Genomic DNA, 15,844 nt, shown 5'->3' with positions numbered 1-15,844 from the left:
CCCTTTTTTCCAAAAATGTCATAAATCCACAAAAAACATCGCAACTCACTGATAATGCAGATAATTCCAAAAAGACAGAAAAAGAGAGAAAGGCGGCTGACGCAAGCCAGGCGCCCCTTCGGCCCGACTCACCCCTGTCGCGATTGCGGTCAGGATGCGCCCAACCACAATATATGGACGATCCTTGGCGAGTCAGGCCGCGACTCGCGACAGGCGGATCCGAATCCGCATCGCCAACAAGGCCAGGATCATCGCGAAATAGATCAGCGGCTCGATCTGCCAGCCCTTCACGAGCAGCACGAAATGAACCGCCCCCAGCGGCACGGCCAGGTAGACCAGCCGGTGCAGGCGTTTCCACCGCACCGGGCCCAAACGGCGGCGCATCGCGTCGGTCGAGGTCAATGCAAGCGGCACAAGCAACACAAAGGCCGCAAGGCCAACGGTGATATAGGGCCGCTTGACAATATCGGCGGCGATCAACCGCCATGATTGCACATCGAGCAAGAGCCACACCGCCACGTGCAGCAGGATATAGCCAAAGGCCACCACCCCCAGCGCCCGGCGAAAGCGCAAGAGGCTGACACCGGTCAACCGCTGCAACGGCGTGATAGCCAGCCCCGCGACCAGGAATTGCAGCCCGGCAAGACCAAGCCGACGTTCCAGTTCAGAAATCGGCTCTACACCCAACCCGCCCGTCAGCCCCAGCCACAGAAACCAGACGACCGGCATCATTCCCAGCAGGTAGAGCAGCCAGACCGGCACGCGCCGCAAGGCCCGGTTTATCGGCCCGGCAAGCCCCATCAAAAGAACTTGGCCAGGTCCATGCCAGCGTAAAGCCCGGCCACCTCGGCATCATAGCCATTGAACATCCGGGTCGGCACGCGCGGCGACATGAACCCGCCGCCGATCCGGCGTTCGGTGGCCTGCGACCAGCGCGGATGATCGACCTGCGGGTTCACATTGGCATAAAACCCGTATTCGTTCGGCGCGGCGATGTTCCAGCTTGTCGGCGGCTGGTCGGCTGTCAGCGTGATGCGCACGATCGACTTGATCGACTTGAACCCGTATTTCCACGGCACCACCAACCGGATCGGCGCGCCGTTCTGGTTCGGCAGGGGCCTGTCATAAAGTCCCGTTGCCAGGATCGTCAGAGGGTGCATCGCCTCATCCAGGCGCAGCCCTTCGACATAGGGCCAGTCAAGAACGCGGCCGCGCTGGCCCGGCATTTCCTCGGGGCGGTAAAGCGTCTGGAACGCAACGTATTTCGCCGAGGGCTGCACACCCACGCGGGTCAGCAGGTCGGCCAGTTCGAACCCCTGCCAGGGCACCACCATCGACCACGCCTCGACGCAGCGCAGGCGATAGATCCTTTCCTCGATGCTGACCCCTGCCAGGATATCGCCCAGGTCGTAACGCCCGGGCCTGTCCACCAGCCCGTCGATCTCTACCACCCAGGGATCGGTGGTCATCTGGCCGGCATTGTGCCAGGGATCTTCCTTGCGGGTGCCGAATTCGTAGAAATTGCAGTATCGGGTGATCTCGTCCCAACTATTGGGCTCCATGTCATCGGCCCGCGCCGCCCCCGCGGCCCCGGCCAGCGCCAAGGCCCCGGCACCCGCCATCACGGCGCGACGGTTCAGGTAGACATGTTCCGGTGTCACGTCGGACCAGTTCAGATCGTTGCGCCAGCGGCCGGCCATCGTCGGGTTTCCTTTCCTGCCAATCCACCCTGTTCTAGATCCGGGGCGGAGAAATCCAAAACCACGTCACCTCACGTTTCTGTTCCCGGCACAGCCCGGGCAGGCGGGGTCACGTCTCCCCCAGCCGTTTCAGCGCCTCTTCGAAGCGCTTGTGCCCGCGGGCCTTGGCCAGACCCTCAAGCCCGAGGTGCACAGAGGGGTGCAACTCGTTCATCTGGATCGAGGTCCCGTCATCCTGCACGATCCGTACATGGCGCCGACGCATCTGGCGTGGTTCTGCGACGCCGACGGAATGGGCGATGGTTTCGACCTCGCCAATCACCGATCTTGCATAGGCCGCAACGCGCATTTCCTTGGTCTCGACCACCAATCCCTGTTGCAGGCGCGGATCGTGGGTCGTGATCCCCGTGGGGCAGGTGTTGCGATTGCATTTCAGCGCCTGGATACATCCAAGGCTGAACATGAACCCGCGCGCAGAGGTCACGATATCAGCGCCGAGGCAAATCGCCCAGGCCACATCGCCCGGCGCCACCAGCTTGCCGCTGGCGATGATGCGGATACGGTCGTGCAGCCCGGCAAGGTCACGCAAGTCGACCATCCGGATCAGCGCGTCGCGCAGCGGCAGGCCCACTAGGTCGATCAGGGGCATGGGCGCGGCGCCAGTGCCCCCCTCGCCCCCGTCCACGGTGATGAAATCGGGCGCGCTTTGCACGCCGCGCGCCCGGATTGCCCGGAACAGGTCGAACCACGGCTCGGCCGATCCGATACAGCTCTTGATGCCGACCGGTTTTCCGGTGACCTCGCGGATATGGGCGATCAGGTCCAGCAGGTCGTCGAAATCGTTCACCTCGCGGTGCCGGTTGGGCGAGATCGCATCGCGCCCCATCGGCACGCCACGGATCTGCGCCACCTCTTCGTCGATCTTGGCCGCGGGCAGGATGCCGCCCTTGCCGGGCTTGGCCCCCTGGCTGAGCTTGATCTCGAACATCTTGACCTGCGGGTGGCTGGCCAGCTCGCGCAGCTTGTCGTCGCTGAGATTCCCATCCGCGTCGCGCACCCCGAATTTCGCCGTGCCGATCTGGAAAACGATGTCGCAACCACCCTCCAGGTGATAGGGCGACAGCCCACCCTCGCCGGTATTCAGCCAGATGCCCGCCCGCTTTGCTCCCCGCGACAAGGCCCGGACCGCCGGTTTCGAAATCGCGCCATAGGACATGCCGGAGATGTTGAAAATCGACGGCGCGGCATAGGGCACCCGGCAATGGGGCCCGATCAGCAACGGCTCGGTCGAGGCGTATTGATCGTCCAACGGCGGAAAGACCGCGTTCATGAAAATCGGCGTGCCCGGGATGTTCAGGTTGCGGGTAGAGCCAAAGGCCACGGTATTACCCTTGCCTGCGCTTGCCCGGTCCACCCAATCACGCTGTGCGCGGTTGAAGGGCATCTCTTCGCGGTCCATCGCGAAAAAATACTGGCGAAAGAACTCGCCCAGCTCGGTGAACAGGCCCCGGAACCGCCCGATCACGGGATAGTTGCGCCGGATCGCATCCCCTGTCTGGCTGCGGTCGATGACGAACAGCACACCCACCAACAGCACCAGCGATCCGAGAAAAAGCGCGAACAAGCCCGCGAGCACTTGCAATGCGTAATAGGCCCAGCCCATGCTATCCTCATGCGTGTCTTCGATCCGCAACCCTCGCCCTGGCACAGCGGGGGCATCGGGATGCACACTGCGCGCATGCAGGGAGCGAGACAACCCATTGCCTGAGATCAAGGGAGGAGTTTCATGAAAACGATCATCGCCGTCGCCGCGCTGGCCATGGCGGCAGGTGCCGCCCATGCAGCGGAGGGCACCGTCACCTATACCGTCGAACAGGCCTTTGACGATGTGGTCTTCGGGCTGGAAAACGCGGTCACGGGCCAGGGCCTGGTGATCGACAGCGTCAGCCATACCGGCGACATGCTGGAACGCACCAGGGCCGATGTCGGCTCGGACGTCACGATCTTTCTCAAGGCGGACATCTTCAGCTTCTGCTCGGCCTCCCTGTCGCGCAAGGTGATGGAGGCCGACCCGATGAACGTACAGTTCTGCCCCTACGACATCTTTGTTCTGCAATTCCCCGACAGTCCCGACCAGACCACCATCGGCTATCGCCAGTATCCCGAAGGTCCGATGAAAGAGGTCGAGGCCCTGCTGGACAGCATCGCGCGCGAGGCGGCGGGGCTGGACTGACGCAGCCTTCACGCGCGTTCAAACGCAGGCGAAAAATCGTGATGTGAAATCGCGCCGCGCCCCGGCTTAGGGCGCGGCGCATTCACGTCCAACCGGTTGAGACAACCGTGATCGACATCCGGGCCCATCCCCGCGGCGTACCCCCGCAGACCCGAGCAAACGGGTTTGCCTGTTATCAAGGGAGTATCCGAATGATCCGCAGAACCTTTATCGCGCTTGGCGCCGCCGTCATGATCTCGGGCCCGGCGCTGGCCGATGGCCACATGGGCAAGGACATTATCGACACCGCCGCCGGCGCGGGCAGCTTTGGCACGCTGGTCGCCGCCGTTCAGGCGGCTGGCCTTGTCGATACCCTCAAGGGCGAGGGCCCGTTCACGGTCTTTGCGCCCACAGATGATGCCTTTGCCGCGCTTCCGGCCGGCACTCTCGACGGACTGCTTGAACCGGCGAACAAGGATCAGCTTGTCTCGATCCTGACCTACCACGTCGTTCCGGGCAAGGTGATGTCGGGCGATTTGTCCGACGGCATGACGGCGGCCACCGTGCAGGGCGGCGAGGTGACGATCGGCACACAAGGCGGCGTCACCGTCAACGGCGCCAATGTCGTTTCGGCCGATATCGAGGCCAGCAACGGCGTGATCCACGTGATCGACGCGGTTATCCTGCCCGAGGGCTGATCGAATGCGAACGCCCCGCAGGTGCCTGGCCTGCGGGGCGTGTCATGCGCGATCAGCGGCGTCTAGTGAACCACGGCATCCGTGGGCGCCGGGCGGTCGGACCCGCCCACACGGTCGCCCACGATCAGGCCATCCGCCCCGGCATGCACCGGCACGGTGTCGCCATCGCGGATCTCGCCGCCAAGGATCATCTCGGCCAGCCGGTCCTGCAACGCGCGCTGGATCACCCGTTTCAAAGGCCGCGCCCCGTAGACCGGATCATACCCGGCATCGGCCAACCAACTGCGCGCGCCCTCGTCCATCTCAAGCGTGATGTTGCGGTTCGCCAGCCGTTTTTCCAGCCGCCGCATCTGGATTGCCACGATCCCGTCCATGTCGCCCCGCGTCAGCCGGTCGAACACCACCATCTCGTCCAGACGGTTCAGGAACTCGGGGCGGAAATGGGCACGCACCGCGTCCATCACGTCCCGCTTGGCGGCACTGGCATCCGCGTCCTCGGGCAACTGGCTTAGCGCCTGGGAGCCGAGGTTGGAGGTCAGCACGATCAGCGTCTGCTTGAAGTCCACCGTGCGGCCCTGCCCGTCGGTCAGCACGCCATCGTCCAGAACCTGCAGCAGCACGTTGAACACCTCGGGATGCGCCTTTTCGACCTCGTCGAACAGCACCACCTGATAGGGGCGCCGGCGCACGGCCTCGGTCAGCACGCCGCCCTCGTCATAGCCGACATAGCCCGGAGGCGCGCCGATCAGACGGGCGACGGAATGCTTCTCCATGAACTCCGACATGTCGATGCGCACCATCGCCTGGTCGTCGTCGAACAGGTACTCGGCCACGGCCTTGGTCAGCTCGGTCTTGCCGACGCCGGTGGGACCAAGGAACAGGAAGCTGCCCAGCGGCCGGTTCTCGTCGTTCAGCCCCGCGCGCGCGCGCCGCACCGCGTTCGCCACCGCCGTCACCGCCTGCCGCTGGCCGATCACCCGCTTGCCCAGCTCCTCTTCCATGCGCAGCAGCTTCTCGCGCTCGCCCTCCAGCATCTTGGAGGTCGGAATGCCGGTCCAGCGTTCCACCACCTGGGCGATCTGCTCGGGGCGCACGGCCTCTTCGACCATGACGTCGTCATCCTGCGACTCGGCCTCGGCCAGTTGCTTTTCAAGCTGCGGAATCACGCCGTAGGACAACTCCCCGGCCTTGGCCAGGTCGCCCTCGCGCTTGGCATGGTCCAGCTCGGCCCGCGCACGGTCCAGCTTTTCCTTCAGCTCGCGCGCGCCTTCCAGCTTGTCGCGCTCGGCCTGCCACTTGGCGGTCATCTCGGCCGATTTCTGCTGCATGTCGGCCAGTTCCTGTTCCAGCTTGGCCAGCCGGTCCTTGGACGCGGCGTCATCCTCTTTGCGCAACGCCTCGGCCTCGATCTGCTTTTGCAGGATGTCGCGGTCCAGCGCGTCCAGTTCCTCGGGCTTGCTGTCCACCTCCATCCGCAGACGGCTGGCGGCCTCGTCCACAAGGTCGATGGCCTTGTCCGGCAGGAACCGGTCGGTGATATAGCGGTGGCTCAGCGTCGCGGCCGAGACCAGCGCAGCGTCGGAAATCCGCACGCCGTGGTGCAGCTCGTACTTTTCCTTGATACCGCGCAGGATGGAAACGGTGTCTTCCACCGTCGGTTCCTCGACCATCAGGGGCTGGAACCGGCGGGCAAGGGCCGCGTCCTTTTCCACGTGTTTGCGGTATTCGTCCAGCGTGGTGGCGCCGATGCAGTGTAACTCGCCCCGCGCCAGCGCCGGCTTGATCAGGTTGGCGGCATCCATCGCGCCCTCGGATTTGCCCGCACCGACCAGCGTGTGCATCTCGTCGATGAACAGAATAATCTCGCCCGCCGCGGCGGTGATTTCCGACAGGATCGCCTTCAGCCGCTCCTCGAACTCGCCGCGGTATTTCGCGCCTGCGATCAGCGCGCCCATGTCCAGCGCCATCAGCTTCTTGTTCTTCAGGCTTTCGGGCACGTCGCCATTGACGATGCGCAGCGCCAGCCCCTCGGCGATCGCCGTCTTGCCGACGCCCGGCTCACCGATCAGCACCGGGTTGTTCTTGGTCCGGCGGGACAGCACCTGCATCGCGCGGCGGATTTCCTCGTCCCGGCCGATGATCGGGTCGATCTTGCCTTCCTCGGCCATCTCGGTCAGGTCGCGCGCGTATTTCTTGAGCGCCTCATACCCTTCCTCGGCGCTGGCCGTGTCGGCGGTGCGGCCCTTGCGGATATCGTTGATCGCGGCGTTCAGGTTCTGCGCGGTCACCGCGCCCGCGTCCAGCGCGTCCTTTGCCTTGGATTTTACCATGGCCAGCGCCATCAGGATGCGTTCGACCGGCACAAAGCTATCGCCCGCCTTCTTGGCGATCTTCTCGGCCTCGTCCAGAACGCGACCGGTGGACTGGTCAAGATAGACCTGCGCCCCCTCGCCCGACACCTTGGGCTGCTTTGCCAACGCTGCATCGACGGCCTCGACCACCCGCTCGGGCGCACCACCCGCACGGCGGATCAGGTTGGAAGCCATCCCCTCCTCATCATCCATCAACGCCTTCAGCAGGTGTTCCGGCGCGAGCCGCTGGTGGCTTTCGCGCATCGCGATGGTCTGGGCGGCCTGCAGGAAACCACGCGACCGCTCCGTGAACTTTTCAAGGTTCATCGGTATTCTCCTTTGCTAAAGCGCCCGCAATTTCAGGTGCCTGCCTTGCAGCACACCCCGGCTTTCCGGGCCTCGCCAAGGATGTGGGGGCCAGCCAAACCCGTTGCAAGAGCGCCACAGCGCTTTGTCGCGCTGGACAGCGGCCACAGGCGCGGCATAGGAACGACCAACCCGATGAAGGAGTCCCCCCATGTCCGATGACCGCCTGATCGTTGCCCTAGACGTGCCCGACGCCCATTCCGGGTTGATGCTGGCCAATCGCATCGGCGATGCGGTGGGGTTCTACAAGATCGGGCTGGGCATGTTGACGGGCGGCGGGCTTGCGCTGGCGCAAGAGCTCAAGGATCAGCACGGCAAACGCATCTTTCTCGACATGAAGCTCTTCGATATCGGTGCCACGGTCGAGGCCGCGGTGCGCGGGCTGGCGCGGTTCGACCTGGATTTCCTGACCGTGCATGGCGATCCGCATGTCGTGCGCGCCGCGGCCGAGGGCAAGGGCGGGTCCGACATGAAGATCCTCGCCGTCACGATCCTGACCTCGCTGGACCGGGCCGATCTGGATGCCAGCCTGATCAAGCCCGGCGATATCCGCGACCTTGTGGCCGAACGGGCCACCCGCGCCTTCGAGGCCGGGGCCGATGGCGTGATCGCCAGCCCCCAAGAGGCCGCGATGATCCGCGCGCTGCCGCAGGCCGCCGGCAAGCTGATCGTCACCCCCGGCGTGCGGCCCGCAGGCGCGGCACTAGGCGATCAGAAACGGGTGGCGACACCCGCCCAGGCGATCATGGACGGCGCCGATCACATCGTGGTGGGCCGCCCGATCTGGAAGGCCCCAGATCCGAAAGCGGCGGCAAGCCAGGTGCTGGCCGAATTGCCACGAGCGGGGACCGTGGGTTAACCCCCCCCTGCCAAACGGCGCCCCGGCCCAAACACCATCTCGGGATTGGTGCAAACCCGCAACCCGTGGCCCCGGCGACAATCCCGGACCGCCTAATCCTCGTTGATGTCGCGTTCCCAGATCCTGACCTGTCCCTTGCGAATTCCCAGCGCGGACCGCAAGCCCAGCCAGGCGACCAGCGCGACCACGGCAGCGATCAAAACCAGCCAGGGCAGGCCCACCGACAGACCCAGCCAGACCGCGCCGCCCACGGCAAAGGCCCCGGCGGCAAAGCCCAGAAGGATGTAACCGGGCAAAACCAGTTCGAGGATCGCCAGAACGGCCCCGACTGCCATCCACATCCACCAGCTCACCTCGATCATCAGCCTTTCCCCTTGAGCATCGTGAACGCATTGGCAAAGGCATCAAGCGCGTGGGCCGGCACGATGATCGTCTGCTTGCCTTGTCCCTCGCCGACCTTGGTCAGCGCCTCGACCTGTTTCAGGGCAACCTGGTATTGCGCGGCCTCAAGACCGTTATCGGCAATCGCCTGTGCCACGACGGCGGTGGCGAACGCCTCTGCCTCGGCCGTGATCCTGCGCGCCTTGGCCTGTTGTTCGGCGGCGTAAAGCTCTGCATCGGCGTTCAGTTCGACCGCACGTTTGTGCCCCTCGGCCTCGGTCACGGCGGCGCGGCGCGCGCGCTCTGCGTTCAACTGCTGCAACATCGCCTCGCGGGTCTGCTGATCGAGGTTGACGTCCAGTATCTCGGCCCGGGTCACCTCGATGCCCCAGTTCTCGACCGCGTCCTCGACGCTGTCCTTGATCGTGGCAATCAGGTCAGAGCGGTTGGATTGTACCTGGTCCAGTTCCATCTTGCCGATCTCGGCCCGGACGATGCCCGCCACCGTGGTGGCGATCGCCCCGTCGACATCGCGAATGCGATAAACGGTCTTTTCGGGTTCGAGTATGCGGTAGAAAACGCTGGTCTCGACCTGTACCAGCACGTTATCGGCGGTAATCGCATCCTGGCTGGCATTGGGCAACTGGCGTTCCAGGATCGACACCTTGTGCGCCACCCTGTCAAGGAATGGCACGATCAGGTTGATCCCCGGCCCCAGAACCGCGCGCAAACGGCCAAACCGTTCGACCACGTGTTTCTCAGACTGGGGCACGATGCGCACGCCCATCGCCACCGAGACGATGATGAACACCGCGATCAGCCAGATCACGAGGCCACCCCCCAAAAGCGCCCCCAGGAAATCGGTCAAACTCATGTTTATCACTCCATGACTATCTTTAATAACGCGCGCGCGCCCTTGCCCGTGCGGTGCGTCAGGCGCATCATTGGCGCCAATATGGCCCGAATTATGCAGCCATTATGTCATAGCGTCGATTCCGTAGATGCCAGCCCTGTGCCGTGACTGCCTGACCACGTTTCCCGGCGGCCCCCGCTGTCCCGCCTGCGGCCGGCCGCGGGTGATCGCGCATCCCGAACTGTTCGAGCTAAACATTGCTCACATGGATTGCGACGCCTTTTACGCATCCGTTGAAAAGCGCGACAATCCTGCGCTGCGCAACAAGCCGGTGATCGTGGGCGGCGGGCGACGTGGCGTCGTTTCAACCGCTTGCTATCTCGCGCGTATCCGCGGCGTGCGCTCGGCCATGCCGATGTTCAAGGCGCTGGAACTTTGCCCCGAGGCCGTGGTGGTCAAACCCCGCGCCGCCGCCTATGCCGAGGCCAGCCGCACCATCCGCGCGATGATGCAGGAATTGACCCCCGCCATCGAACCGCTTGCCCTGGACGAGGCGTTTCTCGATCTGTCGGGAACACGGCGCCTGCATGGGGCACCGCCGGCAGTTCTCTTGGCGCGGCTGGTCAAGCGGATGGAGGACGAACTGGGCCTGTCGGGTTCCATCGGGCTGAGCCACAACAAGTTCCTGGCCAAGATCGCCTCGGACCTGGACAAGCCCCGCGGATTCGCGGTGATCGGGCGGGCCGAAACGCTGGACTTTCTGGCGCCCCGGCCGGTGCGGCTGATATGGGGAGTTGGTGCCGCGGGGCAGGCCGCGCTCGACCGGGCGGGGGTCCACAGCTTTGCCGATCTGCGCCGGTGGGACCTTGCCGATTTGCAGGCACGCTTTGGCGCGATGGGCACGCGGCTGTGGCATCTGGCAAGGGGGCAGGATACGCGGCGGGTCTCACCCAACGCGCCGGTAAAGAGTATATCGAACGAAACCACCTTTCCCGACGATATCGCCGATCCCGACCTTCTGGATGGGCACCTGTGGCGCATGGCCGAAAAGGTTGCGGATCGCGCCAAGGCCAAGGGGCGCGCGGGCCGCGTTGTGGTGCTGAAACTCAAGCGCGCCGACCATCGCCTGTTGACCCGTCGCACAGCGCTGGACGATCCCACCCAGATCGCCGACCGCATCTACCGCACCGCCAGCGCCCTGATTGGCCAGTTATACCATGAGGGACCATTCCGCCTGTTGGGCGTGGGGCTGGTCGATATCGTGCCGGCCGAGGGAGCGGACCGGTCGGGCGACCTGCTGGATCCGCAGGCCGCGACACGGGCGCAGGCCGAACGGGCAAGCGACACGATCCGCGCGCGGTTCGGTCCGGGCGCGATCCTCAAGGGGCGTTCCTTGCGCTAGCCGTGCCTTGTCGCCGGCCCGATCCCGGCCCGTTTTGCCGGCTGGCCGGCCCTAATCGACCCGCCTGATATGCAACTGGTTTCCGACCCGCTTGGTCTCGAACCGTTTCAACTCGTGGATCAGGTCGGACAGCTTGCGCTTGCCATAGGTGCGGGTGTCGAAATCGGGGTTGTCGGCGGTGATATACTGGCCGATCTGACCCAGCGCATACCAGTCGTCGCCCTCTTGCGGGATCTTGTCCATCGCCCTGAGGATCAGGTCGATCGCCTCGCGCGGCGGGCGCTTGCCCACCTGGACGGGCGCAGCGCCCGATTGCTGGGGCGCGGCCGGTTCCTCCACGATGTTCTCGATCAGCACGAAACGGTTGCAGACATTGCGCAACGAAACCGGCGCCTTGGACTCGCCGATACCGATCACGTCCAGCCCCTGTTCGCGGATGCGGCTGGCCAGCCGGGTGAAATCGCTGTCGGACGACACCAGCACAAAGCCGTCAAAGCGCCCCGAATGCAAGATGTCCATCGCGTCGATGACCAGGCCGATATCGCTGGCATTCTTGCCCTTGGTATTGGCGGTTTCCTGGTGCGCCACCAGACCCAGTTCCATGACCTTTCCGGCCCATGGCTTCAGCCGGTCGGACGACCAATCCCCATAGACCCGGCGCAGCGCCGGCTCTCCGAAAGAGGTCACCTCTTTGAATATGGCCTCGGCATAGCGAGCGGGGATGTTGTCGGCATCGACGAGAACGGCAAGGAGGGGGGGCTTGGGGTCGGGCATGGCTGCTCTTTCATTCTTGGGACAGGCCGATATGGCCTGTCCGGGTTGCACGCTAGATGGGGGCTTCGCGGCCCTTAGTAAACCACCACGCTGCGGATGCTCTCGCCCGCATGCATCAGGTCAAATCCCGTGTTGATGTCATCCAGGGTCAGCGTGTGCGTTATCATCGGGTCGATCTCGATCTTGCCCTGCATGTACCAGTCCACGATTTTCGGCACATCCGTGCGCCCCCGCGCGCCGCCAAAGGCCGTGCCCTTCCAGGTGCGCCCGGTCACCAGCTGGAAGGGACGCGTCGCGATTTCCGCCCCCGAGGGCGCCACGCCGATGATGATGCTTTCGCCCCAGCCCTTGTGCGCGCATTCCAGCGCCGTGCGCATGACCTGCACGTTGCCCGTGGCGTCAAAGGTGTAATCGGCACCGCCCTTGGTCAGGTTCACCAGGTAGGGCACCAGGTCGCCCTCGACCTCGGCGGGGTTCACGAAATCGGTCATACCGAAGCGTTCGGCCATCTCGCGTTTCGCGGGGTTCAGGTCGACCCCCACGATCTGGTCGGCGCCGATCAGGCGCAGCCCCTGGATCACGTTCAGCCCGATGCCGCCCAGCCCGAACACCACCGCCCGGCAGCCCGGTTCCGCCTTGGCGGTGTTGATCACCGCGCCCACGCCCGTGGTCACACCGCAGCCGATGTAACAGACCTTGTCGAAGGGCGCGTCGGGGCGGATCTTGGCCAGCGCGATCTCGGGCAGGACGGTGTAGTTGGAAAAGGTGGACGTGCCCATGTAGTGCAGGATCGGGTCGCCATCGAGTGTGGTGAACCGCGAAGTGCCATCGGGCATCAGCCCCTGCCCCTGCGTGGTCCGGATCGACTGGCAGAGGTTGGTTTTCGGGTTCAGGCAGTAGTCGCATTCGCGGCATTCCGGCGTGTAAAGCGGGATCACGTGATCGCCCTTTTTCACGCTGGTCACGCCGGGGCCGGTATCGACCACCACACCCGCGCCCTCATGGCCAAGGATCGCGGGGAAAAGCCCCTCGGGGTCGGCCCCCGAAAGGGTGAATTCATCGGTATGACATATGCCGGTCGCCTTGATCTCGACCAGGACCTCGCCCTCGCGAGGGCCATCGAGATTGACCTCGGTGACCTCCAATGGCTGACCGGCCTTCCAGGCCACGGCGGCGCGGGTTTTCATGCTTGGTTCTCCCTGTTCCCTTTGTCGGCGAGGGTGCGGCAAAGCGGGCAGCTTGGCAAGTCGTCCGGGCGGGCGCACGCGCCCGTCGCGCCGCAATGCGCACGGACGACTCTCCGCCCGGCGGTCCGGGCCGGGGGATTGCGCGCGCGCGACGGGCGGCTGGCGCATGATTATGGCTTTGCCACGCTTATGGGACAGATGTCGTCACGCAGGTTCCGCAGGTACCAGTGCGCGTGACTCGGACCGGACGGCCGCGATCATGCGCCCGCCCGGCCCTACCGAAACGAAAACCCGGCGCCGCGATACTGGGTGGGGGCTGTCAACCGCGACACCGGGCGGTTTCTTCGCGACGGCACGGCGGGCCTGCAAGACTCTGGCCAAGATGGCAGGCGTGGACGAAAAATCGTGCCGATCACCGAACCGCCTGCGCGCGGGCCTTGATTTGCGCCGCCGGGAACGGCAGGCTTGCGGAATGAATATCGTGACGCCCCCCGCGTTTTCCGGTGGCCCGGTGCCCGAACAGATCGCGTTCGACCGGCGGGAACTTGGGGTGATCCTGGCGGTTTACGGCCGCATGGTCGCCGCTGGGGAATGGCGTGATTACGGGATTTCCTGCCTGCGCGAAGTGGCGGTTTTCTCGATCTTTCGCCGCACCGCCGAACACCCGCTCTACCGGATCGAGAAACGCCCCCGCCTGCGCAGCCGCCAGGGAATGTATGCCGTGATCGGCATGGACGGGCAAATCCTCAAGCGCGGACATGACCTCAAGACCGTGCTGCGTATCCTGGAAAAGAAACTGATCCGTCCCGTGGATTAGGGCCGCTTGTGCGCGGTCACGGGCCCGTCGCCCTGCGCCTCGATCCGGGCGATCGCCTCGGGGATACGTTCATAGGCCACGGACATGGTATGGGCATTGGCATGGATCATCACCTCGGGGTCCACGACCAGCGCGACGTGGCCTTTCCAGAACAGAAGGTCGCCGCGCGCGGGCGGCGTGCCCTCGGGCAACGCGTTTCCAAGATCGCGCGCTTGCTGATCGCTGTCACCGGGGCAGGGCCGATGACAGGCCAGATGCGCCATCTGCACCAGCGCCGAACAGTCCAGCCCCCAGATCGAATTGCCGCCCCACAGGTACGGCGCGCCGAAAAACATCTGCGCCACGGTCACCGGGTCGGCAAAGGGCGCGTTGGCGGGCCGCAGGTGTGGCTTGGGCAAAAACCATCCTTGAGCAGTTTCGAAAAACGCCCCCGAGGCAGACACCACCCGCAGGCGCGCGCCAAAGCTCAGCGCGCAGATCTCGGGGCTTTTCAGGTTCGGGGCAGAATAGGCATGGCTGGCGGGTACGGCGACGATATGGGTTGGGTCCGGCACGTCGGCCGATAGCGCCGCGGCGGGCACATATCCGACATAGCCATCGCGGATCGCCCGGCCAAAGGCGTGACCCTCGCGGAATTCCAGAACCTCGACCCCCTCGCCCAGCACCAATTGCCGGTCACGCGCACCGTCCGGCGCGGCCCGCAGATCGGTCAATGGAAGCGTCACGCGATGCATCACCGGATCGACGAACTGATCCGCGGTCACCTGCCCACGCAGATCGGCCGCCGCCACGCGCCCGTTGGCAAAGCTGTTGCGCCGGTCGGTCATAGCCCCAGTGCCTCGGGCAACGCCCCCAACAGGGCGCGCGCACCCTGCCCGGCCCCCCCCTTTGGACAGGCGGGGGCATCCGAGGGCTGCCAGCCATAGATGTCGAAATGGGCATAGCGCGCCGCGCCCGTGAACCGGCGCAGGAAAAGCGCCGCCGTGATCGATCCCGCGAATCCGCCCGAGGGCGCGTTGTCGAGGTCGGCAATCCCCGGTTCGATCATCTTTTCATAGGGCGCGTGGAACGGCATCCGCCAGACCGGATCGGCCCCGGTCGCCCCGCCGCGGGCGATCAGGCCGGCCAGTGCATCGTCATCGGTATAAAAAGGTGCGATACCGGGCCCGACCGCCACCCGGGCTGCCCCGGTCAACGTCGCCATCGAAACGAGGAGATCGCTTTGCTCTTCGGCGGCCAGCGCCAGCGCATCGGCCAGGACAAGCCGGCCCTCGGCGTCGGTATTGTTCACCTCCACCGTCAGCCCGTTGCGCGCGGTCAGGATATCTTGGGGCCGGAACGCATTTGACGCGATAGAGTTTTCCACCGCCGGGATCAACACCCGCAGCCTCAGCGGCAATTGCTGCGCCATGATGACATGCGCCAGGCCCAGAACGCTGGCGGCACCACCCATGTCCTTTTTCATCAGACCCATTGAATTGGGTGGCTTGATATCCAGACCGCCCGTGTCGAAACACACCCCCTTGCCGACCAGCGTCAGCCGCGGGCCGGTGTCGCCCCAGGTGAAATCCAGCAGGCGGGGCGCCTGTGGCCCGGCGCGGCCAACCGCGTGGATCAACGGGAAATTCCGCGCGATCAGGTCGTCCCCCCGCACCGCGCCAGCCCTTGCACCATGCCGGGCGGCCAGGGCGAACACTGCCTCCTCCAGGGCGTCGGGCCCCATGTCGGAGGCCGGCGTGTTGATCAGGTCTCGCGTCAACCATTCGGCCTCGGCCAACGCCTCCAGGCGGGCAGAATCCACACCAAGGGGTGCGGTGAACGCGGCCAGGGCCGGGGCCTGGTCGCGGTAACGGTCGAACCGATAGCGCGACAGCAAGAGCCCCAGCGCCTCGACATCAAGGGCCGGACCGTTCAGATCGCTTTCTAGCCGATAGATGCCGCGGGGCAGGCGCGCCGCGGCGGCCGCCACGTGGAACCGGCCGCGCGCGCGCGCCAGCGGATCGCCCAGCCCAGCCACCGCCCCCGCCAGGCCGCCACCCGGCGCCGGCAAAAGCGCCAACTCGCCAAGGCCCGCGGCGAACCCCGTGGCCGATAGCCAGGCCGCCTGGTCACCCGAAAGCGTGGCGCGAAACGCCTCCAAAGCCCCCTCGCCAACCGCATACAGCGGCAGCGCATCGGCATCGGGCGCGGCGAAACGGGGTTGGTTGGGCATCATCGGCATCGGTCCCTGGCTGATCTTCGACT

At 65.2% G+C, this 15,844-nt stretch carries 15 protein-coding genes; 5 read left to right on the top strand and 10 right to left on the bottom strand.

From position 1 onward, the window contains the following. Positions 1 to 192 precede the first annotated feature (192 nt). From msrQ to EV663_RS12170, 3 genes are all read right to left on the bottom strand, one after another. Positions 193 to 801, bottom strand: coding sequence for a protein-methionine-sulfoxide reductase heme-binding subunit MsrQ (gene msrQ / locus EV663_RS12180; protein ID WP_132952234.1), 609 nt, complete (start codon positions 799 to 801; stop codon positions 193 to 195). Then, on the bottom strand, positions 801 to 1,700 hold the full coding sequence (msrP, locus tag EV663_RS12175; protein ID WP_132952232.1) for a protein-methionine-sulfoxide reductase catalytic subunit MsrP: 900 nt from the start codon (positions 1,698 to 1,700) through the stop codon (positions 801 to 803). Before msrP ends, msrQ begins: the two co-directional genes overlap by 1 nt. A 109-nt stretch (positions 1,701 to 1,809) precedes the next feature. Then, positions 1,810 to 3,363: an FMN-binding glutamate synthase family protein gene (locus tag EV663_RS12170; protein ID WP_132952230.1), complete on the bottom strand. Its 1,554-nt coding sequence runs from the start codon at positions 3,361 to 3,363 to the stop codon at positions 1,810 to 1,812. Between the two features lie 123 nt (positions 3,364 to 3,486). On the opposite strand from EV663_RS12170, the gene EV663_RS12165 reads away from it, so the two are divergent. Together EV663_RS12165 and EV663_RS12160 are read left to right on the top strand one after the other, a co-directional pair. After that, positions 3,487 to 3,933, top strand: a complete 447-nt coding sequence (locus tag EV663_RS12165) for a DUF302 domain-containing protein (protein ID WP_132952228.1) — start codon at positions 3,487 to 3,489, stop codon at positions 3,931 to 3,933. A gap of 191 nt (positions 3,934 to 4,124) precedes the next feature. Beyond that, a complete protein-coding gene (locus EV663_RS12160) occupies positions 4,125 to 4,610 on the top strand; it encodes a fasciclin domain-containing protein (RefSeq protein WP_132952226.1) in 486 nt (161 codons plus the stop codon). A gap of 62 nt (positions 4,611 to 4,672) precedes the next feature. Here the strand turns inward: EV663_RS12160 and clpB are convergent, their stop codons facing one another. Then, positions 4,673 to 7,288 carry an ATP-dependent chaperone ClpB gene (clpB, locus tag EV663_RS12155; protein ID WP_132952224.1) on the bottom strand — a complete coding sequence of 872 codons (2,616 nt, stop codon included), beginning with the start codon at positions 7,286 to 7,288 and terminating at the stop codon, positions 4,673 to 4,675. 190 nt (positions 7,289 to 7,478) lie between these two features. Between clpB and pyrF the strand changes: the two genes are divergently transcribed. Next, positions 7,479 to 8,186 carry an orotidine-5'-phosphate decarboxylase gene (gene pyrF / locus EV663_RS12150; RefSeq protein ID WP_132952222.1) on the top strand — a complete coding sequence of 236 codons (708 nt, stop codon included), beginning with the start codon at positions 7,479 to 7,481 and terminating at the stop codon, positions 8,184 to 8,186. A 92-nt stretch (positions 8,187 to 8,278) separates the two neighbouring features. On the opposite strand, the gene EV663_RS12145 is transcribed toward pyrF, so the two are convergent. Then, positions 8,279 to 8,548, bottom strand: coding sequence for an NfeD family protein (locus EV663_RS12145; protein ID WP_132952220.1), 270 nt, complete (start codon positions 8,546 to 8,548; stop codon positions 8,279 to 8,281). Then, positions 8,548 to 9,441, bottom strand: coding sequence for an SPFH domain-containing protein (locus tag EV663_RS12140; protein ID WP_132952218.1), 894 nt, complete (start codon positions 9,439 to 9,441; stop codon positions 8,548 to 8,550). Before EV663_RS12140 ends, EV663_RS12145 begins: the two co-directional genes overlap by 1 nt. 127 nt (positions 9,442 to 9,568) lie before the next feature. Between EV663_RS12140 and EV663_RS12135 the strand changes: the two genes are divergently transcribed. Beyond that, on the top strand, positions 9,569 to 10,822 hold the full coding sequence (locus EV663_RS12135) for a DNA polymerase IV (RefSeq protein WP_132952216.1): 1,254 nt from the start codon (positions 9,569 to 9,571) through the stop codon (positions 10,820 to 10,822). Positions 10,823 to 10,873: 51 nt separating this feature from the next. Here the strand turns inward: EV663_RS12135 and EV663_RS12130 are convergent, their stop codons facing one another. Next, positions 10,874 to 11,596, bottom strand: a complete 723-nt coding sequence (locus tag EV663_RS12130; RefSeq protein WP_132952214.1) for an NYN domain-containing protein — start codon at positions 11,594 to 11,596, stop codon at positions 10,874 to 10,876. A 74-nt stretch (positions 11,597 to 11,670) separates the two neighbouring features. Beyond that, positions 11,671 to 12,783, bottom strand: coding sequence for an S-(hydroxymethyl)glutathione dehydrogenase/class III alcohol dehydrogenase (locus tag EV663_RS12125; protein ID WP_132952212.1), 1,113 nt, complete (start codon positions 12,781 to 12,783; stop codon positions 11,671 to 11,673). Positions 12,784 to 13,255: 472 nt separating this feature from the next. Between EV663_RS12125 and EV663_RS12120 the strand changes: the two genes are divergently transcribed. Continuing rightward, positions 13,256 to 13,600, top strand: coding sequence for a DUF2794 domain-containing protein (locus EV663_RS12120; RefSeq protein WP_132952210.1), 345 nt, complete (start codon positions 13,256 to 13,258; stop codon positions 13,598 to 13,600). Here EV663_RS12120 and EV663_RS12115 read toward each other — a convergent pair. Further along, on the bottom strand, positions 13,597 to 14,427 hold the full coding sequence (locus tag EV663_RS12115; protein ID WP_132952208.1) for a C40 family peptidase: 831 nt from the start codon (positions 14,425 to 14,427) through the stop codon (positions 13,597 to 13,599). The genes EV663_RS12120 and EV663_RS12115 overlap by 4 nt on opposite strands. Beyond that, positions 14,424 to 15,812, bottom strand: coding sequence for a leucyl aminopeptidase family protein (locus EV663_RS12110; protein ID WP_132952206.1), 1,389 nt, complete (start codon positions 15,810 to 15,812; stop codon positions 14,424 to 14,426). The genes EV663_RS12115 and EV663_RS12110 overlap by 4 nt, the downstream gene beginning before the upstream one ends. Positions 15,813 to 15,844: the final 32 nt, after the last annotated feature.

Origin of the sequence: Rhodovulum bhavnagarense (genome assembly GCF_004343505.1) — a bacterium.
GTDB classification, from domain to species: domain Bacteria; phylum Pseudomonadota; class Alphaproteobacteria; order Rhodobacterales; family Rhodobacteraceae; genus Rhodovulum; species Rhodovulum bhavnagarense.
This window is presented reverse-complemented; position numbering and strand designations above follow the sequence as displayed.